Raw genomic sequence first — 24833 nt, forward strand, 5'->3', positions numbered from 1 at the left:
CCGCCGTGCGTGGCAGGGCCCCTTCGCCTCGGGGCCGTCAGCCCCGGGCGCGCAGGCGGCGGACGGCGATGACGGTGCCGGCGCCGACGGCGGCGAGGGCGGCGGCGATGCCGGCGAGCAGGCCGTTCGGGGTGTCGGCACCGGTCTGGGCGAGCTCCGGGGTGCCGGCCGGCGCCGTGGTGGCGGGGGCGGCGGTCGGGGTGCTCTTCGGCGTGGCGGGGGCGGCGGTCGGGGTGCTCTTCGGCGTGGCGGGGGCGGCGGGCGCGCTGGTGGCCGGAGCGCTGTCGGCGGCCGGCGCGGCGGCGGTCGGCGCGGCGGCGGGCTTCGCCGGGGCGGGCTTCGTCGGCGTGGGCTTGGCCGGGGTGGGCTTGGCGGCCGGGGCCGTCGTGGCCTTGCCGGGCGCGTCGGCGCGGGAGACCGTCAGCGTCCGGCTGCTCTGCTTCCCGCTGGTGGACTCCGACCAGGCCGACAGGGTGACCGACACGGCGGAGAGGGAGGCCGGGGCCTTCGCCGACAGGCCGATCCGGAAGATCAGACGGCTCGCTCGGCCGTCCTTGAGGGACGTGAGGAGCGGGGAGGTGTCGATGTCGACGCTCCGCCCGTAGCAGTCGGCGCCGGTCGTGAGCTTCTTCCAGGCGCCGTTCACGAACACCTCGGCCGTGACGTCCTTGGGCTGCAGCTTCGCGCCCTTGCCGGTGACGGTGAGCGCCGGCGCGGCGATGTGGAAGTCGCCCCCGGTGAAGTTGGCGATCTGGGTGCCGATCTCGGCCTTCGACCCGCCGGGGGTGATCCGGCTCGCGGAGTCGAGGAACGCGCTGGAGATGTCGCCCCGGTGCTTCACCTCCAGCGCGGCCGCCGGGACCTCGGGGTTGTACGCCTTGTCGGGGCCGCCGCAGGCCGAGGAGGACTCGGCGGTCAGCAGCTGGACGGAGCCGGCGAGCAGGAGGGTGGCGGCGACGGTGGCGATCCGACGGCGCCGGGTGGCGGTGACGGTGTTGGCGGAAGCGCGCATGATGGACGTGTGCATGACAGGACCCCCCAGGGTCTGATGCGGGTGAATGAGGTGGTGGACGGTGAAGGTGACCGGCCTGCTCCTGCTGAGCAGCTGCGCCCCCCGGCACTGCCGGTCTCGCTTCCGCTTCCTTCGTCCATACAGACAACGATCGGGTCCGAAGGGTTGCGGGTGGTTCAGGGATTTCTTCGAGAGCTTTGGGCATTCCTCTGGTTGCGGACAGTGATGATCGGCATCTGATCGGATTCATAGGAATGACTGGTTGGATTCTTATGGTTCGTCCAGATCGGTGATCTTTTCGGCATGAGGTGAGGACGACACGCCGCGCCGGGTACGTCTTCGCGTCCACCACCCGGGCGACGCCGGGTGACCGGAACGTCGAGGACACACCCGTATGCCGCCTGGCAACCCTGGCCGGATCGTCCGGAGTCTGGCCGCGCTCGTGCTGGTGTCCACCGCCGTCCTCCCGGCCGCGCTCGAACTGGCCGGGCCCCCGCCGTTCGGGGTGATCGGGCCGGGTGCCCCCGCCGACCGCGCGGTGCCGCCGCACACCGTGGTGCAGCACGCCGACCTGCACACCGCCGGCGAGGCGCCGACCGTCGACATACGGCGCACCGGCGACCCGGCCAACCGGATCACCCTGGTCCTGCTCGGGGACGGCTACACCACGGGGGAGCAGGACCTCTTCCGCGCCCAGGCCGACCGGGCCTGGCGCGCGCTGATGGACATCGAGCCGTTCCGCAGCTACCAGGGGTTCTTCAACATAAAGCGGGTCGAGGTGGTCTCCCCGGTCTCCGGCATCGCCGAGACCGAGAACCGCGGCAGGCGCCCCGCCACCCCGCTCGGCATGCACTTCTGGTGCGAGGGCACCGCCAGGCTGCTCTGCGCCGACGAGGAGGCGACCGCCCGCTACGCCGGCCACGGCGACGGTCCGCAGTACCTCATCGCACTCGCCAACTCCACCGAGTACGGCGGCGCCGGCGGCACCGGGGTGACCACCCTGGCCGGTGGCAGCCCGGACGCGGGGCGGATCATCCAGCACGAGATAGGGCACACCGTCGGGGACCTCGGCGACGAGTACGACAGCGCGCCGGACGACGCCGAGTACCCCAACCTCGCCACCGACAACGCCGAGGAGATGCGCCGCAAGCAGACCAAGTGGTGGCGCTGGCTGGGCGCGGAGTCCCCGGACGGCGCCGGCGTGATCGGCGCCTACCGCAGCGCCAACGGCATCTACCGGCCCACCCAGGACTCGGTGATGCGCACCCTCGGCGGGGCGTACAACCTGCCTTCGCGGGAGGCGATCATCGAGGAGATCTACCGGCGGGTCAGGCCCACCGACAACCCCGTGCCGGCACCCGGCGACGTCACCGGCCGGCCCCGGCTGGAGGTCCGGCCGGTCCCGCTGTCCGGTGCCCGGCAGCTGCGGGTGGACTGGACGGTGGACGGCGCCCCGGTCGAGCCGCAGGCGGCGGACCGCAGCTGGCTGGACACGGCGAAGCTGCGGCTGGAGCCCGGGCGCGCCGCGACCGTCACGGCGACCGTCCGGGACACCACCGACTGGGTCCGCGACGAGGCCTTCCGGGACCGCTACATGACGCGCTCGGTCTCCTGGACGGTGGTCGGCTGAGCCGGAGGTGCCCGGGGACGGAAGGGATGGTTCGTGTCCGTCCCGGACACCCCGCCCTAGGCGTTCAATGATGGGATGACTAATCTGGGGCCACTATGACCGTGGAGCCCGCCAGTTCAGCCACCCCCCTGTCCGTCCCCGCTCCCCGTGCCGACGCCGGCCCCACGGCCGGCCCCGCCACCGGTCACAGCGCAGTCCACCCACCGGGCGGCCGGGCCGCCTGGCTCGCCTGGTCCATCGGCGTCAGCGTCTACGTCCTGGCCGTCATCCACCGCACCAGCCTCGGCGTCGCAGGCCTGGACGCCGCCGACCGCTTCGGCATCGGCGCCTCCGCGCTCTCCACCTTCTCGATCCTCCAGGTCCTCGTCTACGCGGCCATGCAGATACCCGTCGGCCTGCTGGTCGACCGGTTCGGGCCGCGCCGGGTGCTGCTGCTCGGCGTCGTGCTGCTCAGCACCGGTCAGCTCGCCTTCGCCTTCTCCGACTCCTTCGGCCCCGCGCTCGCCTCCCGGGCCGTGCTCGGCTGCGGCGACGCGATGACCTTCATCAGCGTGCTGCGGATCGCCGCCCGCTGGTTCCCCGCAGCCAAGAACCCCCTGGTCGCCCAGCTGACCGGGCTCGCCGGGATGAGCGGCAACCTGGTCACCACCGTCGTCCTCGCCCAGGCCCTGCACAGCGAGGGCTGGACGCCCACCTTCACCGCCATCGCCCTGCTCGGCGTCGCCGTCTTCGCCCTCGTCGCGCTCTTCCTCCGGGAGGCGCCCGCCGGGCCTGCCGGGGAGGCGGCGCCGGCCGCGCAGCCCCGGCCCGGCATCGGGCGGCAGGTCCGGGAGACCTGGCGGGAGCCGGGCACCCGGCTGGGGCTCTGGATCCACTTCACCACCCAGTTCCCGGGCAATGCCTTCGGCCTGCTCTGGGGCCTGCCCTACCTTGTCGAGGCCCAGGGCATGACCCGCGCCGCGGCCGGCGGACTGCTCACCCTGCTGGTGCTCTCCAACATGAGCTTCGGCTTCCTCTTCGGCCGCGTCCTGTCCCGCACCGCCCGGGCCCGGATGCCCGTCGTGCTCACGGTCATCGGTGCCACCGCGCTGCTGTGGGCGGTGGCGCTCGCCTGGCCCGGCGGCCACCCGCCGCTCTGGCTGCTGGTCGCGGTCGTCCTGGTGATGGGCAGCAACGGCCCCGCCTCGCTGGTCGGCCTCGACTACGCCCGCGCCCGCAACCCCGTCGAACGCCTCGGCACGGCCTCCGGCATCGTCAACATGGGCGGCTTCATCGGCACGATGATCACCCTTCTCGGCATCGGCGTGCTCCTGGACACCCTCAGCCCCGCCGGCGCCGACACCTACACGGCGAGCGCCTTCCGGTGGGCTTTCTGCTGGCAGTACGTGCCACTGGCGGTGGGCACCCTGATGATCCTCCGGCTGCGGAAGAAGCTCGCGGCGGTGGCGGTCTAGGGTTTCCGACCTGCGGAAACGGGGGTAGCACCAAGAAGTTCCTGGCGCTACCCCCGTTCGGTCAGCCCTCGTACGCGCGCATGAACTCGGCGATCTGAGGGGGCGTCCCGAGGATCCGGGCACCGTGCATCTCCACGAGCAGGTCCTCGTGACTGCGAGTCGGTGCCGCCCGGGCCTCGTCCCGCATCCGGACGAGGTCCACGATGTGCAGCTTCGGGCAGCCCGGGACCACCCGGCTGCCCCTGATCCCGACGCGCTCCCCGCTCGGGCACTCGAAGTACGGGCCGAACGGCGGCCCGCCGTCGTCGGGCCCGGGTAGCCGGAGGACCATCTCGCCGTGCCGGCAGCCGACCGTGCCGTCGGAGTGGACGGTGAGGTCCGGCCAGTCCTCGTGCTCGATCCGCGCGACGACGTACACCTGCTGCCCGATCGCCTCGGTGAGCGTCTCCGCCATCCGCCGCTGCTGGGTGGGGATGTCGGTGTCCCCACGGCGGACGGAGGGGAGGAGCTTCTGGGAGACCCACTGCTGGAACGGTTGGGCGTTCGGCTTGTTCGAGCGCATGATCAGCCTGTAGAGGCCGGCCTCGCTGATCACGTTCAGCATCGGGTTGCCGCGTCCGTAGGGTTTCTCACCTGCTGAAACGTGATTAACCTTCCCGAAAGTTAGGTTAATCGCGCGTGAGTTGACGACCCGCGCGTGTTCGAGTCCGACGATGTGGCGGACTCGGCTCGGGTTGATCCTCCCCAGGACCGTGCACACGTCCGCCGTGACGAACCACGGCTCGCCGTCGATCATCACGACCCTGATCGGCTGGCCCGTGACCGGGAAGCTCGACCGGACCAGCACCATCGCCTGTTCGTCGTCCATGGGGACGCCCCTCCTTCATCCGGGTGACTGCCCGGATCAACGAGGCCGAACGGACGGGGGTACTGGTCCCAACGTGACGTACGGGAGCACGAGGCGCACTCGCCCGGCGTGCACGGTGCGTGTACGCCGGGCGGGTGACGGCCAGGGGCTACGGGGTGACGGAGAAGTTGGCCAGGACGCGGTCGGCGAGCTCCCGGTCGCCGTCGACGGTCACCCGGTCCGGGCGGCCGCGGCCGCAGGCGAGGCGGACGTAGGTCTCCCAGTCGAGGGTGAGCTGGACGTCGGGGGCGAGGCTGATGGACTCGTCGACGGTGCCGCGCCCGGCGGAGTCGACCCGCACGGTGCGCAGGAACTCGACGGGCCCGGTGACGTCGATGACCAGGGCGGTGCCGGCCGGGGCGCCGGCCTGGTGGGCGACCGCCTTCGGCAGGCCCTCCAGCAGGACGTCGCGGGTGATCAGGGCCGCGGGGGAGTCGAGGTTGCCGGGGGTGCCGAGGGCGCGCCGCAGGTCCTGCTCGTGCACCCAGACGTCGAAGGCGCGCAGCCGCAGCAGCTGGTGGTACGGGACGTCGCGGCTCTGCTGTCCGGCCGGCCAGCGGACCGGCTCGTTGGGCATCTGCTTGGCGTTCCGCAGCGCGCGGGAGCGGCGGATGATCGTGTACTCCAGCTCGCTGGTCATCTCCAGCGCGGTGTGGCAGCGGCGCTTGTCGACGGGCAGTTCGAGGTAGCGGGCGGCGTCGGTGGTGACGTGGCGCAGGTCACGGGGGAGGGAGTGGATCGGGCGGGGGTCGCCGAGCAGTTCGGACTCGACGGCGATCACGTGCGAGACGATGTCGCGGACCGACCAGCCCGGGCACTCGGTGGCCCGGTTCCAGGATCCCTCGGGCAGGGGGGTCACCAGTTCGGATATCGCCTCGATGGACTGCGTCCACGCCTCGGTGTAAGCCTGCACGGTCTGGTTGTCCGTCACGGGAATCTCCGGCCCTCCGTCAGCTGCCTTGCCGCGCGTGCCCGCGGTCTCCTGGGTCGGCCGGGAAGTCCGGCTTTCGGGCGCACACGCTAACCGCACGTTACGCTGCCGGGTGAGAGCAGGGCAGCGCTTTCGGGTGACGATCGTAGGACTCTTGCCGTGGACGGTGGTACTGTGCGCGCTTCATTGATCCAACTCGCGGTCTCCGACGCCGAGCCGCCGGCCGAGCGGCGAGCCCGCGCGGCCGCGCTGGTGCGGGCGCAACGGGGATCCGACCTGGTGGTACTGCCCGAGCTGTGGCCGCTCGGCGGGTTCGCCTACGACCTCTGGTCGGACGGCGCGGAGGCCCTGGACGGGCCGACCTCGGACGCGATGGCGGCGGCCGCCAGGGCGGCGGGCGTCTGGCTGCACGCCGGTTCCATCGTCGAACGGGACCCGGACGGGCCGATCTACAACACCTCGCTGCTGTTCGCCCCGGACGGCGAGCTGGTGCACACCTACCGGAAGATCCACCGCTTCGGCTTCGACAGCGGCGAGGCGGTGGTGATGGGCGCCGGGCAGGAGATCGTCACGGCGGCCACCGAGGTCGGCACGCTGGGCCTGGCGACCTGTTACGACCTGCGGTTCCCCGAGCTGTTCCGGGCGCTGCTGGACGCGGGGGCGCAGGTGCTGGTGGTGCCGGCGGCCTGGCCGGAGCGGCGGCGGGAGCACTGGACGCTGCTGGCCCGGGCGCGGGCGGTGGAGGAGCAGGCGTACGTGCTGGCGTGCAACACGGCGGGGACGCACGGCGGGGTCGAGCAGGCGGGCCACAGCATCGCGGTGGACCCGTGGGGCCGGGTGCTGGCCCAGGCGGGGGCGGGGGAGGAGGTGCTGACCGTGGAGTTCGATCCGGCGGAGGTGGCGAAGGCACGCGCCGATTTCCCGGTGCACCGGGACCGGCTGCTGGGCATCCCCGCACCTGTTCAGCGCTGACGGGGCCCGGGGGAAGCCCCCGGTCCGGGGCCGGTACGGCGGCCACGGGCACGGGGGCGCGCCGGGGCGTATGGGGGGCTTGTACACGTCGGTGTCCTTTTTGAGAAGATGAGCCCTCGTCGTGTTACCAGCCCGTTTCTTCGCCGGTCTGCCCCCGTCAGGCCGTCCCGCCCGCCCGAGGAGGTCGCGCGCATGTTCGGCACCGGCGCGGGCGACAGCCGTCCCGTCATCCAGCGCAACAGCCTGCGCGAGCAGATCGCCGGCGCGCTGCGCGAGGAGATGATGGCCGGCCGGCTGGCGGCCGGGCGGAACTTCACCGTCAAGGAGATCGCCGAGCTGTACGGCGTCTCGGCGACCCCGGCCAGGGAGGCGCTGGTCGACCTCTCCGCCCAGGGGCTGCTCCGGGCCGAGCACCACCGCGGCTTCACCGTTCCCGAGTTCGGCTGGGACGACTTCCGGGAGATCTTCGAGTCCCGGGTGCTGATCACCGACAGCTACTTCCGCCGGCTGGCCGCCGACCCCGGCCCGCGGGACGAGAGCCGGGTGACCTCGCTGCGCCGCCGGGCGGACGCGGCGGTGCGGGCGGCCCGGGCCGGGAACCTGGACGTGATGGTGGGCTGCGACCGCCGGTTCTGGCAGGAGGTCGGCGGGCTGCTGGGCAACCGCCGGATCGGCGACTACCTGGACTGGCTGCGGGTGCAGTCGTGGATGTTCGCCGCGCGCTACCTGCGGACGATGCCCCAGCTGGCCGGGGTCTGCTGGGACGGCCACCTCGATCTGGTGGAGGCGATCGAGGCCCGCGACGTGCCGCGAGCCCACCGGATCGTCTGCGAGTACAACCTCTTCACGGTCGGGCTGCTGGCCGAGCTGGCCGGCCAGCCGGTGGAGACGGTGGGGGTGCTGCCGCTGCTGACCGGGCGTCCGCTCGCCGCTCCGGGCGGCGAGGAGGCCACGGCGGCGCCGCCCGACGCCCCGGGGGACTCCGCGCCGGGGAAGGCCGGGGCGGGCACCGGGCCGGGCGTCACCGAGGCGCCCGTGCCGGGTGGGCCCGCCCGACCGGCGGAACCGGGCGGTGCGGCCGGCGGCGCCCGGGGCCGGGAACGCGAGCTCGGCCGGGAGCTGGGCCGCGAACTCGGCCTGGGGCTCGGCCTGGTGCCGCAGCCGCGCGCGGTGCCGTACGGGCGGTTCGGCCGTCGGCTGCCCGATCCGTCGTCGGACCAACTGCCCGGGGGACGGCCCGATCCGCATCGCTCGCCGGGCCGGTAGGGTGGGCGGTCGTCCGTCCCGGCCGCCCCTCGTACGGGCCGTCCGGGCGCCGACCCGCCCATCCGCCGTCCGCCGCCGCGCGGCCGGTTCCCCGCGTCCGGAGAGGAAGAGCCGGCCATGGCCTGCGACCTCTGGCTCGTCCCGCTGGTGGACGTGCTGAGCCACAGCCCCGACAACCCCTTCCGGGACGACCTCGCGCTCTACAACCAGGTGCTGGCCTCCCGGGGCCTGCCCGAGATGCCGGTCTACCGGTTCGTGCCGGGGCTCAGCGGGGCGGTCGAGCCGATAGCCGCGTTCGACTACGACTCGCTGCACTTCCTGCGCCGGGCCTATCTGCTGGGCCTGACCGGTCTGGACATCACGCCGGTGGACGCGCTCGGGGGCGACTACGAGCAGCTGCTGGAGATGTTCGAGAGCAGCGCCGAGCAGTCCCACCTGGTCTGGCACTTCGACCACGCCGGCGCGTACGTGCCGATCGAGTTCGCCGCCCCGCTGGTGGAGGAGTCGCTGCTCGCCGCGGGCGGGCCGCTGGGTTCCAGCCACGGGCTGCTGCGCGAGTTGCAGGCCGTCGCCCCGGCGCTGGGCATCGACCCGTTCGACCCGCCGGCGCCGACCCGGCCGCTCGGCCCGACCGGCCTGGAGCAGCCGTTCGGACCGCCGCTGGACGACCTGCACCCGTTCGCCCGGGAGCGGCACGCCTGGGCGGGCCTGTACGCGGCGGCGACCCGGAGCCTGCACCAGGGCTCGATGATCGTCTTCGCCTGAGCCCGAGCCTGAGCCCGAGCCTGAGCCCGAGCCGCCGTCGGCGGCCGGACGGGTGCCGGACACCCGGAGGCGGGCCCCGGGCCCGCCCCCGCCGCCCGGGTCACCGCAGCGGTCCCTCCGGCGGCCGCTGGCGCGGCATGGTGGGCCTGGTCCCCGGGGGCGGCAGCACCCGCACCTGGGCGCCGACGCCCGGCTCGGCGCGCCCGCCCCAGCTGCCGGCGGCCTGGGTGGGCAGCCGGGTCATCCCGGCCCGGAACTCCAGCATCCACTCCGAGGTCTCGGTGCGGACCATGTCCGAGACGTCCTCGCAGAACCGCCGCAGCACCCCGAGGCACCGCTCGGCGGCCTCGCCCGCGGTGCCCTCGGTGGGGCCGAGCACCTCCCGGACGCACTCCGAGGCCCAGTCGAACTGGAAGGCCTCCAGCCGGCGCTGCAGCGCCTGCGCGGTGGAGACGTCGCGCATCCAGCCGGAGGTCAGGCCGAACACCCGGTCCGCGCCGTAACAGGCGGCGGCCAGCGCCAGCCCGACGTAGCCCCAGTCGGAGCCGTGCGCGACGGCCCCGGTGAGGTCGACCAGCGGGGCGGCGACCCCGCCGACCGCGAAGCCGGCCGAGCCGAACCGCAGCAGCCGGGCCCAGCGGCGCTTCCAGACCCGGTCCCGGCGGTACCACTCGATGGCCTCGACCGCCCGCTCCTCGGACCAGCGGTACAGCTCCTCCAGCCGTTCGGCGGGCTCGCCCCAGTCCCCCAGGGGGAACTGGCGGGCGCTCAGATCGGACCGGCGGCGGGTCGAGGCGCGGCGCGCCACGGTCGTGGCGGGCTGGTCCTCCTCGCCGATCTCCTTGCCCCAGGCACTCTCCTCGGGCTGCATTTCCGGCTGGCTCACCTGTGGGGCTCCCTGTGGCGGGCGGACTGCTGGTCTGGCTGGTTCCGACTCTGCGCGGACCGGCGTCTCCTCGGCCTGACGGCCGGTGGAACGCCGGACAGCGCGGCGGCCACACCGCCGTTCCGGGGCGTGTGGCGGGTGCCCCGGGGCGGCGTCACCGGCGGCGGCCGGTGGTGGTCCAACAGCACTTCTTACCGCCAAATGGCTTACCGTGTGGGCGCTTCGCCAATGATCGTTACCGGATTCGGCCACCGGATCCCGAGGTGGGAGGGTTGCGGCGGCCGGCGGGATTTCACCCGTCCGAGCGAGGGGCCGGTGACCCGCTGTCCTGACCCGGACACCGCGTGATGATCATCGGCCCGCTGAGCTGGAGGATCCTCCAGGGCTGTGCGTGCACCGGGCCCCGGCGCCCGTCTCTTCCTACGGGACCGGAGAGCGGCCGGAACCGGCCACCGGCTACCCTTGCGCAGCGTGAAGGTCCTCGTCATCGGCGGCGGCGCCCGCGAACACGCCCTGTGCCGCTCTCTGTCCCAAGATCCCGCCGTGACCGAGCTGCACTGCGCCCCGGGCAACGCCGGGACCGCGCAGGTGGCGACGGTCCACCAGGTCGACCAGCTGGACGGCGCGCAGGTCACCGCGCTCGCCCGCGGGCTCGGCGCCGAGCTGGTCGTGGTCGGCCCGGAGGCCCCGCTGGTCGCGGGCGTCGCCGACGCGCTGCGCGCGGCCGGCGTCGCGGTGTTCGGCCCCTCCGCCGAAGCCGCCCGCCTCGAAGGCTCCAAGGCCTTCGCCAAGGACGTGATGGCCGCCGCCGGCGTGCCCACCGCCCGCTCCTACGTCTGCACGACCCCGGCCGAGGCCGCCGAGGCGCTGGACGCCTTCGGCGCCCCGTACGTGGTCAAGGACGACGGCCTGGCCGCCGGCAAGGGCGTCGTGGTCACCTCCGACCGCGACGAGGCGCTGGCCCACGCCGCCGCCTGCGGGCAGGTGGTGATCGAGGAGTACCTGGACGGCCCCGAGGTCTCGCTGTTCGCGATCACCGACGGCACCACCGTCCTGCCGCTCCAGCCGGCCCAGGACTTCAAGCGCGCCCTGGACGGCGACCAGGGTCCCAACACCGGCGGCATGGGTGCCTACTCGCCGCTGCCCTGGGCTCCCGAGGGCCTGGTCGAGGAGGTCCTGGAGACCGTCCTGCAGCCGACCGTGGACGAGCTGCGCCGCCGCGGCACCCCGTTCTCCGGCCTGCTCTACGCGGGCCTGGCGCTGACCTCGCGCGGCACCCGGGTGATCGAGTTCAACGCCCGCTTCGGCGACCCGGAGACCCAGGTCGTGCTGGCCCGGCTGCGCACCCCGCTGGCCGGCGTCCTGCACGCCTCGGCCACCGGCACGCTGGACCAGCTGGAGCCGCTGCGCTGGGACGAGGGCGCCGCGGTCACCGTGGTGATCGCCGCCGAGGGCTACCCGGCGGCGCCGCGCACCGGCGACCCGATCGAGGGCCTGGCCGAGGCGGAGGCCGCCGACGGCACCGCCTACGTGCTGCACGCCGGGACGAAGGCGGCCGAGGACGGCCGGGTGCTGAGCGCCGGCGGCCGGGTGCTGTCGGTCACCGCGACCGGGGCCGGGCTCGCCGAGGCCCGCGAGCGGGCCTACCGGGCGGTGGAGCGGATCTCGCTGGCCGGCGGCCAGCACCGCGGTGACATCGCGCTGAAGGCCGCGCAGTAGCGGCCGCGCACCCCCTTTTCCCCCCGGACCCCCGGCGAGCGATCCGCGCGCCGGGGGTCCGGGCTTTCGCCGTGCCGGGGGCGGCGCCCGGCGCACCCCGCGCACCCCCGCGGGGCCGGCGGGCAACCCCCATGGACGCAGCCGCGGCCCGGCGTTTCGGGCCCGGGCCGGGCCGGAGCGGACTCCGGGGCCGGCGCACCGTTCGGCGGCCGGAATCCAGCCCATCGAGTGACAGCGGCCGCATCCGGCTGACGCAACCGGGCGCCCGGCCTTATGGTGCGCTGGACCACGGCGCCACAGGTCGGGCCGCTTCCGCCCGCCGCCGGGTAGCGGCGGTCGTGCGGGGGGATGCTGGACGGCGTCCGGCCGGACCGGACACGCCCGGGCCGTCCGACGCCGCCCCGGGCGGCCGTCCGGAATCCGGGCGGCGTCACCGGGACGAGTGGAAACCGGGGCGATCCGGAACACCCACCCGGACACGGGCGTCGAAAATGTCAGAAGCGCCACGCAGCATGAATCACCGGGGCTCGGCCGACACCGTTTCCCGGTCGGAACTGATCGTTTCGAATCGGCTCAGGGGCCCCTCGCCGGGCACCCGAGGGCTCCGAAGGGGGTGCCGCACCGTATGGCCGCTGTCGACACCGCGCGCGCTCACGCCCAGGCGGTCCTGCGGATCCGAGGACTCGCCCTGGCCGCCGCCGCGCTGCCCGCCGCCGCCGCCGTGGTCCTGCTGGCCGGCCGGTTCACCGGCCGGATCGGCTCCCCCGGCTCCCCCGACGCCGCCGGCTGGGACATCGCCCGCTGGACGGTCTGCGCGGTGGCCGCGCTCACCCTGCTGGTGGCCGGTGCGGCCGCCCGCCGGTACCGCGGGGCCGTCCCGCCGCAGACCCCGGCCGTGCCGCTCGCCCGCGCCCAGGCGCCCGAGCTGTACCGGCTGATCGACGACCTCGCCGAGCGCCTGGAGGTCCCCGCGCCCTCCGCCGTCGCGCTCACCCCCGACTGCGACAGCTGGCTGGAGGACGTCCCCGCCGCCCGTCCCCGCCGCCGCGCCCGCGCCGCCGGGGAGGAGCCGACCGCGCCGGTCCTGGTGATCGGCTCGCCCTTCCTGTGGTGGATGCGGGCGGGCGAGCTGCGCGCCCTGCTCGCCCCGGTGGTGGCCGGCACCGCGGCCGCCGCCGACCCCGAGATCGCCGCCGCCCGCCGGTTCCTGCGCGCCCTCGACGCCAGCCTGGACACCGGCGCCGCCCCCGGCCCGGCCGGCACCCCCGGGACCGGGGCCGCCCGACCGCCCCGGCGCGGCCCGGCCGCGCTCAGCGGCCGGATCACCGAGCGGATCACCCGCCGGCTGCTCGGCACCTGCCGCGAGCACGCCGCCGAGCTGGAGCGCTCCGTCGCCGGCTGGGCCTCCGAACAGGCCCGCGGCGTCGACTACGGCCTGCGGATCGCCGCCCAGGAGCAGGTCGGCCTCGCCTACGCGGGCTGGGACCGGCTGCTCACCCGGGTCGCCCTGCCCGCCTGGCGGCTCGGCCGGCACCCCGCCCACCTCAACGCGGGCGTGGTCGCCGCGCTCACCGAACTGTCCCGGCGCGACCGGCTGGCCGACGGCTACGGCAGCCGGCTCGGCGACCGCCCGGCCTGCGACCTGCTGGAGGAGCCCGGCGCGGTGGACGCCGCGGTCTCCCGGCTCGCCGCCGAGCTGTTCTTCGGCGCGCCCGCCTCCGGCGGCTGGCGCGAGCTGGAGTGGGCCGACTACCCGGCCGAGGCGGTGGACGCCGGCTGGCGGGCCCGCGCCGCCGCCCTGCAGTCCGCCCTGGACCTGCTCGCCCCGCAGTCCCGCCCCGGCGCCCCGACGCTGACCCGGCTGCTGGGCCGGCTCGCCGACGGCGACGGCGAGCGGCTGGCCGCCGTCCTCGCCGCCCAGTCGGTCCGCACCACCGCGCCCGCGCCGCTGCTCGAACCGGTCCGCACCGGACGGGACGTGCTGGTCGACCACGTCACCGCGATGGTCTGCTGCGCCGCCGTGGACACCGCGGGAGCCGTCCCCGGGCTGGACTGGCTGGACGGCCCGGTGCTGCTGCTCGGCGGGGTCCGCCGCACCGACCTCGCCGAACCGGTCGCCCAGGCCGTCGAACAGGGCCAGGACGGCCCGCTGCGGGCCTGGCTGGACGCCGCCGACGTCCGGCTGGAGAAGCCCGTCCGGCTCTGACCGGCACCCCCGGGGGGAGGGGCGCGAACCCCCTCGGTGAGCGCCCCCGACCGCCCCGACCGCCCCGGGTCTTCGCAGGCCGGAGGCCCTCCCTCCGCCGGGCCGGAAGATTCCCGCCACTAGTTGCTACCGTGGGGTGACGCAGCGCCAGCACGGTGTGGTGTATTAGTCCGCACGCACATCCGGGAGGCACATGCCAACCGGCGGAGGTGCACCTGGGAGGGGCGCGCGTGGGGACCGAACTCAACCGCCGCTGGGAGTCCGGGACGCACGCGCACAGCGTCTCCGACCCCTTCGGCCAGGGCCCGCTGCCCTGGCTGCGCAGCCCGGACCGGTACCTCGCCGGCACCGAGGGCGACGTCCCCTGGTACGTCTCGGTGGACGCCCCCGGGCAGCGCCCGCTCGCCGCGGCCGGCGTGCGCGGCAAGCCCCCGGTCGGCACCCCGCTGAGCGCCAACGACGAGGAACAGCAGATCAAGGGCTTCGCCTCGGCCGGCGTGGTCCGCCCCGGCGGCTCGGTGGACCTGCGGGTCACCGTCAACCCGCCCCGCGAGTTCACCGTCGACGTCTACCGGATCGGCCACTACGCGGGCGACGGCGCCCACCACATGACCTCCAGCCCGCTGATCGCCGGCATGGTCCAGCCCGCCCCGCTGGTGGCCGGCCGGACCGTCTCCTGCCACCACTGGTGGCACACCTGGCGGCTGCAGATCCCGCCGCACTGGCGCCCCGGCGCGTACGTCGCCGTGCTCACCACCGCCGACATGCTGCACCGCAGCCACATCCCCTTCACCGTCCGGGACTTCGAGGACCGGACCCGGGCCGCCGAACTGCTGCTGGTCGTCCCCGACGTCACCTGGCAGGCGTACAACCTCTTCCCGGAGGACGGCCGCAGCGGCGCCAGCCTCTACCACGCCTGGGACGGCGGCCTGCTGGTCGGCGAGCCCGAGGCGGCCGTCACCGTCTCCTTCGACCGCCCGCACGCCACCGCCGGCCTCCCGCTGCACGTCGGCCACGCCTACGACTTCATCCGCTGGGCCGAGCGCTACGGCTACGACCTCTCCTACGCCACCGCCACCGACCTGCACGCCGGACTGGTCGACGCCTCCCGGCACCGGGCACTGGTCTTCCCCGGCCACGACGAGTACTGGTCCGAGCCGATGCGCCGCGCCGTCGAAGGGGCCAGGGACGGCGGCACCTCGCTGGTCTTCCTCTCCGCCAACACCATGTACTGGCGGGTCGAGCTGAGCCCCGGCCCCTCCGGCGAGCCCAACCGGATGCTCAACTGCCGCAAGCGCCAGAAGGTCCGCCCCGACAACCCGGCCGCCGGGGCGCCCGGCGCCGCCAGCGCGCTGTGGCGCGACGCCGGCGAGCCGGAGCAGCACCTGCTCGGCCTCCAGTACTCCGGCCGGGTCGCCACCGCCGTCCCGCTCGTCGCCCGGCACACCGCGCACTGGTTCTGGGCCGGCACCGGACTGCACGAGGGCGACGGGCTGCCCGGACTGGTGGCCGGCGAGGCGGACCGCTACTACCCCAAGGTCGCCCTGCCCGGGCACACCGAACGGGTGCTGCTCGCCCACTCCCCGTACCAGGACCCGGCCGGGCGCACCCGCTACCAGGAGACCTCGCTCTACCGGGCGCCCAGCGGCGCCTACGTGTTCGCCTCCGGCACCTTCGCCTGGTCGCCCGCGCTGAACCGCCCCGGGCTCACCGACGAGCGGATCCAGCGCGCCACCGCCAACCTGCTGGACCGCCTCTGCAAGAACGGCTGAACGCCCCTCGGACCGGTGCGCACGGGTGGTCATGACAGACTCGACCCCAGTGACCTCCCCTTTCGCGCCGCACCGCCCGCGAACGACCCCTGAGGACTGAGACGACCTTGAGCGGATTTGTCACCAAGCCCGAGCCGGTCCAGGTACCCGGCCTGGTCCACCTGCACACCGGCAAGGTGCGCGACCTGTACCGCACCGAGTCGGGTGACCTCGTGATGGTCGCCAGCGACCGCACCTCCGCCTACGACTGGGTGCTGCCCAACGAGATCCCGGACAAGGGCCGCATCCTCACCCAGCTCTCGCTGTGGTGGTTCGAGCGGATCGCGGACATCGTGCCCAACCACGTGATCTCCACCGAGGTCCCGGCCGGCGCCCCGGCCGACTGGAAGGGCCGCACCCTGGTCTGCCGCAGCCTGGACATGGTCCCGGTCGAGTGCGTGGCCCGCGGCTACCTGGCCGGCTCCGGCCTGGAGGAGTACCGCGACTCCCGCACCGTCTGCGGCATCGCCCTGCCCGAGGGCCTGGACGACGGCTCCGAGCTGCCCGCCCCGGTCTACACCCCGGCGCTCAAGGCCGAGGTCGGCGAGCACGACGAGAACGTCCCCTACGAGGAGACCGCCCGCCGGGTCGGCGCCGAACTGGCCGCCCAACTGCGCCAGACCACCCTGGCCGTCTACTCCCGGGCCCGGGACATCGCCCGCGAGCGGGGCATCATCCTGGCCGACACCAAGTTCGAGTTCGGCCTGCTGGACGGCGCGCTGGTGATCGGCGACGAGGTGCTGACCCCGGACTCCTCGCGGTTCTGGCCGGCCGACGAGTGGGAGCCGGGCCGCTCGCAGCCCTCCTTCGACAAGCAGATCGTCCGCGACTGGCTGACCTCCCCGGCCTCCGGCTGGGACCGCCGCAGCGAGCAGCCGCCGCCGAGCCTGCCCGCCGAGGTGGTCGAGAAGGTCCGCGCCAAGTACGTCGAGGCCTACGAGCGGCTGACCGGCCTCAGCTGGGCCTGAGCCCGGTGGACGCCCGCGGGCCCGGCGGTCAGATCCAGCCGTGCTCGCGGGCGATCCGCACCGCCGCGTGCCGGTTCTCCGCGCCCAGCTTGGCGGCGGCCGAGGACAGGTAGTTGCGGACGGTGCCCTGGGAGAGCGAGGCCCGTTCGGCGATCTCGGCGATCGAGGTGCCGTCCGCGGCGAGTTCCAGCACGTCCGTCTCGCGCGGAGTGAGCGGGCTGTCCCCGGCGGCGATCGCGTCCGCCGCCAGCTCCGGGTCCACGTACCGGCCGCCGGCCCGCACGGTCCGGATGATCCCGGCGAGGTCGGCCGCCGAGACCGTCTTCGGCAGGAAGCCCCGGACGCCCACCTCCAGGGCCCGCTTCAGGTAGCCGGGGCGGCCGTGGCCGGTGACGATCATGCAGCGGCAGTCCGGCAGCAGCGTGCGCAGGCTGGTGGCCACCTCGATGCCGTCCAGGCCGGGCATCTGGAGGTCGAGGACCGCGATGTCCGGCCGGTGGGCCTGGGCCATCGCCACCGCCTCCGGGCCGGAGGCGGCCTGGGCGACCACCGCGATGTCCTCCTCCAGCGACAGCAGCGCGGCCAGCGCGCCGCGGATCAGGTGCTCGTCGTCGGCGAGCAGGACGCGGACGGGCGCGGTGTCGGTCATCGGCGGGGCCTTCCGTACGGCGGTTCTCAGAGCGGGACGCTGGCGAGCAGCCGGAAGCTGCCGGGCGGGGCCTGCGGGAGGGTCAGCTCGCCGTCGTGGGCGGCGAGCCGCTCGCGCAGTCCGCGCAGGCCGGTGCCGCCGCCCTGGGAGGGCAGCGGCACGGCCGGTACCCCGTCATTCTCCAGCTCCAGCACCGCCCGGCCGTCCTCCCGGCGGAGCCGGATCGCGCAGCGGCCCGCCTCGCTGTGCCGCAGGACGTTGGTGGTGGCCTCGCGGATCACCCAGCCGAGCACCGACTGGACCGGGGCCGGCAGCCGGTCGGCGTCCTCGCCGAGGTCGATCTCGCAGGCCACGTCGGCGGAGCGGAGCACCGCGCGGGCGCCGATCGCCTCCGCGTGCAGGTCCGCCGTGCGGTAGCCGCGGACCACGTCGCGGACCTCGCGCTGGGACTCCTGGGCGATCTGCTGGACCTCGGCCATCTGGTCGGCGGCCTCCGGACGGCCGCGCCGGGCCAGCTGGACGGCCAGCTCGCTCTTGAGCGCGATGGTGGTGAGGTTGCGGCCCATCACGTCGTGCAGGTCCCGGGAGAACCGCAGCCGCTCCTCGGCGACGGCCAGCCGGGCCTGGGCCTCGCGGGCGGCGTCCAGCTCCCAGACCACCGACTGGAGCCAGGCGAAGCTGCGGCAGCTGCACCCGATGAGGAGCATCACCAGCGCGGTGCCGGTCAGGAGCCCGAGGCACGTCCCCAGGGTGGCGCCGGTCAGCAGCATCGCGGGGAGGACGGCCAGCAGACCGGCGGCCCCGGCGAGGGCCGCCCGGCGCGGGGGCAGCCCGACCGAGGCCGGACCGAAGGCGGAGAACAGGACGGTGGAGACGAGCGGGAGGGTGAAGACCACGGACTCCGCGTCGGAGGCCGCGCCGACCCGCGGGCCGAGCAGCAGCACCGCCCAGGAGCCGGCCACCGCGACGCCGCCGTTGAGGGCGAGCCAGCGCAGGTGGTCGGTGGGCCGCTTCAGGTAGTGGTCCAGCGAGGTGCGGTAGGCCCGCAGGGTGATCAGGGTCTGGGCGAACCCGAGGACCAGGGCGACCCGGGCGGCCGGGTGGGCGCGGTAGTCCGGGTCGGACGTGTTGATCAGCAGCCCGATCGGCAGCGGGGCGAGCGCCATCAGGTAGAGCGACCAGCGGAGGTAGAGCTCGGAACGCTGGGGCTTGGAGTAGCCCTTCCACGCGCGCACCGGATTCGCGACGCCCATCTGTTCTGCTCCCCCTTCGACCATGATCGTGCTGCTGCCTTCCTATCAGAGGTGGAGCGGGGAGCGGACCTGCGGTTCGGAAAAGTTCCCAGGTCAGCGGCGCGGCTCCCAGCGGAAGTAGCGGACCGCGGCCCAGACCGCGAGGGCGAGCCAGATGCCGCCGGTGACCAGGTGCGGGGCGGCGGTGGCCCAGGTGCCGGCGAAGCCGGTCGGGGCGGCGGAGCCGTCGGTGCCGAACCAGCCGACCCGGACCAGCTGGAAGGCCGGGGTGGTGGGCAGCAGGCGGCAGACGTCGGCGAGGCGGTCCGGCATGACCTCCAGCGGGATGAACAGGCCGGAGCCGAACTGGGTGAGCAGCAGGACCGGCATGGTGGTGATGCCCGAGCTCTCCACGGTGCGGGTGAAGGCGCTGGAGACGGCGGCCAGCGCCATCAGGGTCGCGACGACGAGGACCAGGCCGGCGGCCAGCAGGACCGGGTTGGCCGGGGCGGTGAGGTCCAGGGCGGTGGCGCCGACGACACCGATCACGGTGCACATCACCAGGGCCAGGCCGACCGAGGGGACGGCGGTGCCGGCCAGGATCTCCAGGTCCCGGGCCTCGCCGGTGCGCAGTCGCTTGAGCACCAGCTCGCCGCGGCGGGCCACGTAGGCGGCGGTGAGGTTGTAGTAGACGACGAAGGCCAGCACCATCCCGACCGCGCCGTTGACCAGCAGCGAGTCGACGTCCAGGCCGGGGTTGGTCTCGGCCTGCTGGGCGAGCACGTTCTGCAGGCCGAAGATCAGGAGGAGCGGCAGCAGCACCGCGGTGAACAGGGCGGTCCGGTTGCGCAGCAGCAGGGTGCCTTCGGCCCGGCCGAGGGCGAGCAGCCGGCGGACGGAGGTGCTCTTCGGCCCGGTGGCGGTGGCGGTGGCGGCGGTGGTCATCGGGCGAGTCCGATCAGCTTGCGGCGGGCGGGGGGAGCGGCGGGGGAGTCGGCCGGGGGCTGGTGGGCGGCCTCGGCGGCGATGGCCAGGAAGGCCTGCTCCAGCGAGGCGCTGCGGGCGTCGAGGGCGCCGAGGGCGATGCCCTGGTGGTCGGCCCAGCCGAGCAGGTCGGTCAGCGTCGCCTGGAGGTGCGGCGTCCGGACGGTGACCTTGCGGCCGTCGGCGGTGACGGTGGCGCCGGCCAGCGGGGGGATCGAGGCGCCGGAGAACTCGGGGAGTTCGAAGGAGATCTGCGACGGCCGCCCGGCGATCACCTCGGCCACGGTGCCGGCGGCGACGATCCGGCCGCCGTGCATGATCGCCAGCCGGTCGGCGAGCTCCTCGGCCTCCTCCAGGTAGTGCGTGGTGAGCAGCACCGTGGTGCCCTGGGCGCGCAGCTCGCGGACCAGCCGCCAGACGGCGGCGCGGGCCTCCGGGTCGAGGCCGGTGCTCGGCTCGTCCAGGAACAGCACCTCGGGCCGGCCGAGCAGGGCCATCGCCAGGTCGAGGCGGCGGCGCTCGCCGCCGGAGAGCTGCTTGACCCGGACGTTGCGGCGGTGGCCGAGGTCGACCAGCTCCAGCGCCTCGTCGAGCGGGCGGGCGTGGCTGGTGGTGCCGGCCCAGGACCGGCCGGTCTCGGCGACGGTGAGGTCGCCGGGGAAGCCGCCCTCCTGGAGCATGATGCCGATCCGGGGGCGGACGGCGGCGCGCTCGCGGTACGGGTCGCGGCCGAGCACCCGGACCCGGCCCTCGGTCGGGGCGGCGAGGCCCTCGATCAGCTCCATGGTGGAGGTCTTGCCGGCCCCGTTGGTGCCCAGCAGGGCGAAGAGCTCACCGCGGCCGACGGCCAGGTCGACGCCGCGGACGGCGTGGTAGCGGTTGCTGCCGGTGCCGTAGTGGCGGTGCAGGTCGGTGACCTCGATCACGTGATCGCCGGGGTGGTGGGGCTGGCTCGTTTCCATGCCCTAAGCCTCCCGTCGCCCGGCGGCCGAAGGCAGTGCGCGCCTTCACGAGAACCCGGTGCGGATCCACGGCTCGGCGATGACAAATGTCATGGGTGCGCGGGACGGAAACGCCGAAGGGCCCTCTCGACCGAGAGGACCCTTCGTACTGGAGCGGACGACGAGATTCGAACTCGCGACCCTCACCTTGGCAAGGTGATGCTCTACCAACTGAGCCACGTCCGCAGGATGGAACTATGTAATTGTGCTGTGCTCGCGCACTGCGAGCGGACGACGAGATTCGAACTCGCGACCCTCACCTTGGCAAGGTGATGCTCTACCAACTGAGCCACGTCCGCACGGCGCCTGGTGGGGCACCGGCCGCCGGTCCGGATCTCTCCGTTGCGGCGACGAGGAATACTCTACAGCATCCGAAGGGGTGGTCGTCCCGCCCTCGGGATGCGGGAGGGACGACCGGTGCCTGCGGTTGTTCAGTTCGCCTCGGCGAACGCCTCGTACACGTGCTTCGGGATCCGGCCGCGGGCCGGCAGCTCCATGCCGCGGGACTGGGCCCAGGCGCGCACGGCGGCCGGGTCCGGGGTGAGGGCGGTGCGGCGGAAGGACTTCCCGGAGCGGCTCTGGCGGCGGCCGGCGGCGACGAACGGGGCGAGGGCCTCCCGCAGCTTTTCCGCGTTGTCCACGGACAAATCGATCTCGTACGACTTCCCGTCCACGCCGAAGTGGACGGTTTCCGCGGCGGCGCCGCCGTCCAGGTCGTCGGAGAGCGTGACAACTACACGCTGAGCCATGGGCGTCAATCCTCTCGGGCAATTCGGCCGCCAAGGGCGCGGGCGCGCCCCCGGGCCTGATGTGCACCTATCGCGCACGTGCATACGGGCAGGCCGGATGGCCGTGCCGGATACGCAGCACTCGCCGCGGCAGGTGGCCCTATTCTGCACCCGAAGCGGGGAGAAATCGAAGAGTCCGGCTTTCTTTTCCGGATATTCACGTGTCTTCGCCGGGATGCGGGATAGTCGGTGCACTCGGCTGGCCGATCTGTCCGGAGTGCCGGTATTCGGGTGCTCTTCGGCCGTTCCCCCGGGGGTCCGGGAATCCGGCGAAAAGGGGCGCGCGGCGGGGGGTCCCGGGCGGATGGAGGCCTTGCAGCGTAAGGGTCGTGGGTCTACGCGCGTCACCATGCCCGGCCAGCAATCCCGCCCGAAACCCCCGGTAGTCTGGAGTTCCCCCGCCTCACGAAGACACCACCGGGAGTGCCAGTGGCACGCGTCGTAGTCGACGTCATGCTCAAGCCGGAGATCCTCGACCCCCAGGGACAGGCGGTGCAGCGCGCACTGCCCCGTCTCGGATTCACCGGGATCGCCGACGTCCGCCAGGGCAAGCGTTTCGAGCTGGAGCTGGAGGGCCCGGTCGACGACGCCGCGCTCGCCCGTATCCGCGAAGCCGCCGAGACCTTTCTCGCCAACACCGTGATCGAGGACTTCACGGTCCGCGTCGAGGAGGAGGGCAAGTGACCACCCGCGTCGGCGTCGTCACTTTCCCCGGCTCCCTCGACGACCGCGACGCCCGTCGCGCGGTCCGCCTCGCCGGCGCCGAGCCGGTCGCGCTCTGGCACCGTGACAAGGATCTCCACCAGGTCGACGCGGTCGTCCTGCCGGGCGGATTCAGTTACGGCGACTATCTGCGCTGCGGCGCGATCTCCCGCTTCTCGCCGGTGATGGAGACCGTCATCGAGCAGGCCAGGGCGGGAATGCCGGTTCTCGGTATCTGCAACGGCTTCCAGGTGCTGTGCGAATCGCACCTGCTGCCCGGCGCGCTCACCCGCAACGACTCGCTGCACTTCGTCTGCCGCGACCAGAAGCTGCGGATCGAGAACAACGGCTCCGCCTGGACCCGCGATTACGCGGTCGGCCAGGAAATCGTCGTCCCGCTCAAGAACGGTGAGGGCCGCTTCGTCGCCGAGGAGCGCGTCCTGGACGAGCTGGAGGCCGAGGGCCGGGTGGTCGCCCGCTACCTCGACGTCAACCCCAACGGTTCGTACCGCGACATCGCCGGCATCACCAACGCCGCCGGCAATGTCGTCGGCCTGATGCCGCACCCCGAGCACGCCGTGGAGCCGCTCACCGGTCCCACCACCGAGGGCCTGGGCTTCTTCACTTCCGTCCTGAAGCAGCTGGTGAACGCCTGATGAGCCTCGACACCGTCAAGAACGCCGAGCAGACCCCGGACGCCGCCCAGCCGTGGGCCGAGCTCGGCCTCAAGCAGGACGAGTACGCGCGCATCCGGGAGATTCTGGGCCGCCGCCCGACCGGCGCGGAACTCGCCATGTACTCGGTCATGTGGTCGGAGCACTGTTCGTACAAGAGCTCCAAGGTCCACCTGAAGCAGTTCGGCGAGAAGAAGCCCGAGACGGACGCGATGCTCGTCGGCATCGGCGAGAACGCCGGTGTGGTCGACGTCGGCCAGGGTTACGCGGTCACCTTCAAGGTCGAGTCGCACAACCACCCGTCGTACATCGAGCCCTACCAGGGCGCGGCCACCGGCATCGGCGGCATCGTCCGGGACATCCTGGCGATGGGCGCCCGCCCGGTCGCCGTGATGGACCCGCTGCGGTTCGGCGCGGCCGACCACCCGGACACCCGGCGCGTGCTGCCCGGGATCGTCGCGGGCATCGGCGGCTACGGCAACTGCCTGGGCCTGCCGAACATCGGCGGCGAGGTCGTCTTCGACTCCTGCTACCAGGGCAACCCGCTGGTCAACGCGCTGTGCGTGGGTGTCATGAAGCACGAGGACATCCACCTCGCGCAGGCCTCCGGCGCCGGCAACAAGGTCATCCTGTACGGCGCCCGCACCGGCGGCGACGGCATCGGCGGCGTCTCGGTGCTCGCCTCCGAGACCTTCGACGACACCAAGCCGACCAAGCGCCCGGCCGTCCAGGTCGGCGACCCGTTCCAGGAGAAGCTCCTCATCGAGTGCACCCTGGAGATCTTCGGCGAGAAGCTCGTCAAGGGCATCCAGGACCTCGGCGGCGCCGGCCTGTCCTGCGCCACCTCCGAGCTGGCCTCGGCCGGCTCCGGCGGCATGCGGATCGACCTCGACACCGTGCACCTGCGCGACCACACGCTCTCGCCCGAGGAGATCCTCATGAGCGAGTCGCAGGAGCGCATGTGCGCCATCGTCGAGCCCGACAAGGTCGCCCGCTTCCTGGAGATCTGCGAGAAGTGGGACGTCATCGCCAACGTCATCGGTGAGGTCACCGACGGCGAGCGGCTGGAGATCTACTGGCACGGCGACCTCGTCGTGGACGTGCCGCCGCGCACCGTCGCCCACGAGGGCCCGACCTACCAGCGCCCGTTCGCCCGCCCGAGCTGGCAGGACGCGCTGCAGGCCGACGCCCCGACCGCCGAGCGGCTGGCCCGCCCGGCCACTGGTGAGGCCCTGAAGGCCGACCTGCTGAAGGTCGCCTCGCACCCGAACCAGGCCTCCAAGTCCTGGATCACCGACCAGTACGACCGCTACGTGCTCGGCAACACCGTGCTCTCGCACGGCGAGGACTCGGGCATGATCCGGATCGACGACGAGACCAACCTCGGCGTCTCGGTCGCCACCGACGGCAACGGCCGCTACACCAAGCTGGACCCGTACACCGGCGCCCAGCTGGCCCTCGCCGAGGCGTACCGCAACGTCGCGGCCGGCGGTGCCAAGCCGCTCGCCGTCTCGGACTGCCTCAACTTCGGCTCCCCCGAGGACCCGGACGTGATGTGGCAGTTCGCCGAGGCCACCCGCGGTCTGGCCGACGCCTGCCTGACCCTGGGCACCCCGGTGACCGGCGGCAACGTCTCGCTGTACAACCAGACCGGCGAGGTCGCCATCCACCCGACCCCCGTGGTCGCGGTGCTCGGCGTCATCGACGACGTCACCCGCCGTACCCCGGTGGCCTTCGCCGAGGAGGGGCAGCTGCTCTACCTGCTCGGCGACACCGAGGACGAGCTGGGCGGCTCGGCCTGGTCGCAGGCGGTCCACGACCACCTGGGCGGCCTGCCGCCCAAGGTCGACCTGGAGCGCGAGCGGCTGCTCGGCGAGATCCTGATCTCCGGTTCGCGCGACGGCATGATCGACGCCGCGCACGACCTGTCCGACGGCGGCCTGGGCCAGGCCCTGGTGGAGAGCTGCCTCAAGGGCGGCCGTGGCGCCCGGGTCGTCGTGCCCGAGGGCCTGGACCCGTTCGTGTTCCTGTTCTCCGAGTCGGCCGGCCGCGCCGTGGTGGCGGTGCCGCGCAGCGAGGAGCTCCGGTTCAACGACATGTGCACCGCGCGGGGCCTGCCGGCCACCCGGATCGGTGTGGTCGACGGCGACAGCCTGGACGTCCAGGGCCAGTTCAGCGTCTCGCTGGCGGAGCTGAAGGACGCCCACACCGGCGTGATCGAGGCCCTGCTGGGCTGAGGCCGAGGTGCTCCCCGGGGGCGGACGGTTCTGCGGAAC

21 protein-coding genes and 2 tRNA genes are annotated in these 24833 nt (G+C 73.8%); 12 read left to right on the forward strand and 11 right to left on the reverse strand.

Going from position 1 to position 24833, the window contains the following annotated elements:
• Nucleotides 1-37: 37 nt before the first annotated feature.
• On the reverse strand, nucleotides 38-1027 hold the full coding sequence (locus ACFU74_RS23495) for a hypothetical protein (protein ID WP_380759865.1): 990 nt from the start codon (nucleotides 1025-1027) through the stop codon (nucleotides 38-40).
• Between the two features lie 379 nt (nucleotides 1028-1406).
• Here ACFU74_RS23495 and ACFU74_RS23500 point away from each other — a divergent pair, with 379 nt between their 5' ends.
• Nucleotides 1407-2642, forward strand: a complete 1236-nt coding sequence (locus ACFU74_RS23500) for a M64 family metallopeptidase (RefSeq protein ID WP_380759868.1) — start codon at nucleotides 1407-1409, stop codon at nucleotides 2640-2642.
• Between the two features lie 95 nt (nucleotides 2643-2737).
• Nucleotides 2738-4096 carry a nitrate/nitrite transporter gene (locus ACFU74_RS23505; protein ID WP_380759870.1) on the forward strand — a complete coding sequence of 453 codons (1359 nt, stop codon included), beginning with the start codon at nucleotides 2738-2740 and terminating at the stop codon, nucleotides 4094-4096.
• 61 nt (nucleotides 4097-4157) lie between these two features.
• Here ACFU74_RS23505 and ACFU74_RS23510 read toward each other — a convergent pair whose 3' ends face one another.
• On the reverse strand, nucleotides 4158-4964 hold the full coding sequence (locus ACFU74_RS23510) for a Bro-N domain-containing protein (protein ID WP_380759872.1): 807 nt from the start codon (nucleotides 4962-4964) through the stop codon (nucleotides 4158-4160).
• 148 nt (nucleotides 4965-5112) lie between these two features.
• A complete protein-coding gene (locus ACFU74_RS23515) occupies nucleotides 5113-5934 on the reverse strand; it encodes a maleylpyruvate isomerase family mycothiol-dependent enzyme (RefSeq protein ID WP_380759874.1) in 822 nt (273 codons plus the stop codon).
• A gap of 174 nt (nucleotides 5935-6108) precedes the next feature.
• Between ACFU74_RS23515 and ACFU74_RS23520 the strand changes: the two genes are divergently transcribed.
• The 3 genes from ACFU74_RS23520 to ACFU74_RS23530 all read left to right on the forward strand — a co-directional run bounded on the left by ACFU74_RS23520 (nucleotide 6109) and on the right by ACFU74_RS23530 (nucleotide 8937).
• Nucleotides 6109-6906, forward strand: coding sequence for a carbon-nitrogen family hydrolase (locus tag ACFU74_RS23520; protein WP_380759876.1), 798 nt, complete (start codon nucleotides 6109-6111; stop codon nucleotides 6904-6906).
• Nucleotides 6907-7098: 192 nt separating this feature from the next.
• Nucleotides 7099-8172, forward strand: coding sequence for a GntR family transcriptional regulator (locus ACFU74_RS23525; protein WP_380759878.1), 1074 nt, complete (start codon nucleotides 7099-7101; stop codon nucleotides 8170-8172).
• Nucleotides 8173-8289: 117 nt separating this feature from the next.
• Nucleotides 8290-8937, forward strand: a complete 648-nt coding sequence (locus ACFU74_RS23530) for a hypothetical protein (RefSeq protein ID WP_380759880.1) — start codon at nucleotides 8290-8292, stop codon at nucleotides 8935-8937.
• Nucleotides 8938-9037: 100 nt separating this feature from the next.
• Here the strand turns inward: ACFU74_RS23530 and ACFU74_RS23535 are convergent, their stop codons facing one another.
• Nucleotides 9038-9823 carry an SLATT domain-containing protein gene (locus ACFU74_RS23535; RefSeq protein ID WP_380759882.1) on the reverse strand — a complete coding sequence of 262 codons (786 nt, stop codon included), beginning with the start codon at nucleotides 9821-9823 and terminating at the stop codon, nucleotides 9038-9040.
• Nucleotides 9824-10294: 471 nt separating this feature from the next.
• On the opposite strand from ACFU74_RS23535, the gene purD reads away from it, so the two are divergent.
• The 4 genes from purD to ACFU74_RS23555 all read left to right on the forward strand — a co-directional run bounded on the left by purD (nucleotide 10295) and on the right by ACFU74_RS23555 (nucleotide 16527).
• Complete coding sequence (gene purD, locus ACFU74_RS23540; protein WP_380759884.1) at nucleotides 10295-11542, forward strand: phosphoribosylamine--glycine ligase; 1248 nt, start codon at nucleotides 10295-10297, stop codon at nucleotides 11540-11542.
• 625 nt (nucleotides 11543-12167) lie between these two features.
• Nucleotides 12168-13748: a hypothetical protein gene (locus ACFU74_RS23545; RefSeq protein ID WP_380759886.1), complete on the forward strand. Its 1581-nt coding sequence runs from the start codon at nucleotides 12168-12170 to the stop codon at nucleotides 13746-13748.
• Nucleotides 13749-13978: 230 nt separating this feature from the next.
• Nucleotides 13979-15520 carry a N,N-dimethylformamidase beta subunit family domain-containing protein gene (locus ACFU74_RS23550; RefSeq protein ID WP_380759888.1) on the forward strand — a complete coding sequence of 514 codons (1542 nt, stop codon included), beginning with the start codon at nucleotides 13979-13981 and terminating at the stop codon, nucleotides 15518-15520.
• Between the two features lie 107 nt (nucleotides 15521-15627).
• On the forward strand, nucleotides 15628-16527 hold the full coding sequence (locus tag ACFU74_RS23555) for a phosphoribosylaminoimidazolesuccinocarboxamide synthase (protein WP_380759890.1): 900 nt from the start codon (nucleotides 15628-15630) through the stop codon (nucleotides 16525-16527).
• Nucleotides 16528-16555: 28 nt separating this feature from the next.
• Here the strand turns inward: ACFU74_RS23555 and ACFU74_RS23560 are convergent, their stop codons facing one another.
• From ACFU74_RS23560 to ACFU74_RS23590, 7 genes are all read right to left on the reverse strand, one after another.
• A complete protein-coding gene (locus ACFU74_RS23560; RefSeq protein WP_380759892.1) occupies nucleotides 16556-17176 on the reverse strand; it encodes a response regulator in 621 nt (206 codons plus the stop codon).
• A gap of 26 nt (nucleotides 17177-17202) precedes the next feature.
• Nucleotides 17203-18429 carry a sensor histidine kinase gene (locus ACFU74_RS23565; protein ID WP_380759894.1) on the reverse strand — a complete coding sequence of 409 codons (1227 nt, stop codon included), beginning with the start codon at nucleotides 18427-18429 and terminating at the stop codon, nucleotides 17203-17205.
• A 93-nt stretch (nucleotides 18430-18522) separates the two neighbouring features.
• The gene (locus tag ACFU74_RS23570; RefSeq protein WP_380759896.1) at nucleotides 18523-19353 is read right to left on the reverse strand and encodes an ABC transporter permease; all 831 of its coding nucleotides are present in this window, start codon (nucleotides 19351-19353) and stop codon (nucleotides 18523-18525) included.
• Nucleotides 19350-20354 carry an ATP-binding cassette domain-containing protein gene (locus tag ACFU74_RS23575; RefSeq protein WP_380759898.1) on the reverse strand — a complete coding sequence of 335 codons (1005 nt, stop codon included), beginning with the start codon at nucleotides 20352-20354 and terminating at the stop codon, nucleotides 19350-19352. Before ACFU74_RS23575 ends, ACFU74_RS23570 begins: the two co-directional genes overlap by 4 nt.
• Nucleotides 20355-20503: 149 nt before the next feature.
• Nucleotides 20504-20579, reverse strand: a tRNA-Gly gene (locus ACFU74_RS23580).
• Nucleotides 20580-20619: 40 nt separating this feature from the next.
• Nucleotides 20620-20692 (reverse strand) — tRNA-Gly (locus ACFU74_RS23585).
• A 132-nt stretch (nucleotides 20693-20824) separates the two neighbouring features.
• Nucleotides 20825-21142, reverse strand: coding sequence for an Lsr2 family protein (locus ACFU74_RS23590; protein WP_380759900.1), 318 nt, complete (start codon nucleotides 21140-21142; stop codon nucleotides 20825-20827).
• Nucleotides 21143-21610: 468 nt separating this feature from the next.
• Here ACFU74_RS23590 and purS point away from each other — a divergent pair, with 468 nt between their 5' ends.
• Genes purS through purL form a run of 3 tightly spaced genes read left to right on the forward strand, consistent with a single transcriptional unit; the run spans nucleotide 21611 to nucleotide 24794 of the window.
• Complete coding sequence (gene purS, locus ACFU74_RS23595; protein WP_030304493.1) at nucleotides 21611-21865, forward strand: phosphoribosylformylglycinamidine synthase subunit PurS; 255 nt, start codon at nucleotides 21611-21613, stop codon at nucleotides 21863-21865.
• Nucleotides 21862-22539 carry a phosphoribosylformylglycinamidine synthase subunit PurQ gene (gene purQ / locus ACFU74_RS23600; RefSeq protein WP_380759902.1) on the forward strand — a complete coding sequence of 226 codons (678 nt, stop codon included), beginning with the start codon at nucleotides 21862-21864 and terminating at the stop codon, nucleotides 22537-22539. The genes purS and purQ overlap by 4 nt, the downstream gene beginning before the upstream one ends.
• Nucleotides 22539-24794 (forward strand): phosphoribosylformylglycinamidine synthase subunit PurL, encoded by a 2256-nt coding sequence (gene purL, locus ACFU74_RS23605; protein WP_380759904.1) that lies wholly within the window; start codon nucleotides 22539-22541, stop codon nucleotides 24792-24794. The genes purQ and purL overlap by 1 nt, the downstream gene beginning before the upstream one ends.
• Nucleotides 24795-24833: the final 39 nt, after the last annotated feature.

Source organism: Kitasatospora sp. NPDC057500 (genome assembly GCF_042802195.1).
Lineage (GTDB): Bacteria > Actinomycetota > Actinomycetes > Streptomycetales > Streptomycetaceae > Kitasatospora.

Bases quoted from the DNA above. Each gene is read 5' to 3' on its own strand.
- ACFU74_RS23495 (WP_380759865.1), bottom strand. From the start codon at position 1,027: ATGCACACGTCCATCATGCGCGCTTCCGCCAACACCGTCACCGCCACC.
- ACFU74_RS23500 (WP_380759868.1), top strand. From the start codon at position 1,407: ATGCCGCCTGGCAACCCTGGCCGGATCGTCCGGAGTCTGGCCGCGCTC.
- ACFU74_RS23505 (WP_380759870.1), top strand. From the start codon at position 2,738: ATGACCGTGGAGCCCGCCAGTTCAGCCACCCCCCTGTCCGTCCCCGCT.
- ACFU74_RS23510 (WP_380759872.1), bottom strand. From the start codon at position 4,964: ATGGACGACGAACAGGCGATGGTGCTGGTCCGGTCGAGCTTCCCGGTC.
- ACFU74_RS23525 (WP_380759878.1), top strand. From the start codon at position 7,099: ATGTTCGGCACCGGCGCGGGCGACAGCCGTCCCGTCATCCAGCGCAAC.
- ACFU74_RS23530 (WP_380759880.1), top strand. From the start codon at position 8,290: ATGGCCTGCGACCTCTGGCTCGTCCCGCTGGTGGACGTGCTGAGCCAC.
- ACFU74_RS23545 (WP_380759886.1), top strand. From the start codon at position 12,168: ATGGCCGCTGTCGACACCGCGCGCGCTCACGCCCAGGCGGTCCTGCGG.
- ACFU74_RS23560 (WP_380759892.1), bottom strand. From the start codon at position 17,176: ATGACCGACACCGCGCCCGTCCGCGTCCTGCTCGCCGACGACGAGCAC.
- ACFU74_RS23565 (WP_380759894.1), bottom strand. From the start codon at position 18,429: ATGGGCGTCGCGAATCCGGTGCGCGCGTGGAAGGGCTACTCCAAGCCC.
- ACFU74_RS23570 (WP_380759896.1), bottom strand. From the start codon at position 19,353: ATGACCACCGCCGCCACCGCCACCGCCACCGGGCCGAAGAGCACCTCC.
- ACFU74_RS23575 (WP_380759898.1), bottom strand. From the start codon at position 20,354: ATGGAAACGAGCCAGCCCCACCACCCCGGCGATCACGTGATCGAGGTC.
- ACFU74_RS23590 (WP_380759900.1), bottom strand. From the start codon at position 21,142: ATGGCTCAGCGTGTAGTTGTCACGCTCTCCGACGACCTGGACGGCGGC.
- purL (WP_380759904.1), top strand. From the start codon at position 22,539: ATGAGCCTCGACACCGTCAAGAACGCCGAGCAGACCCCGGACGCCGCC.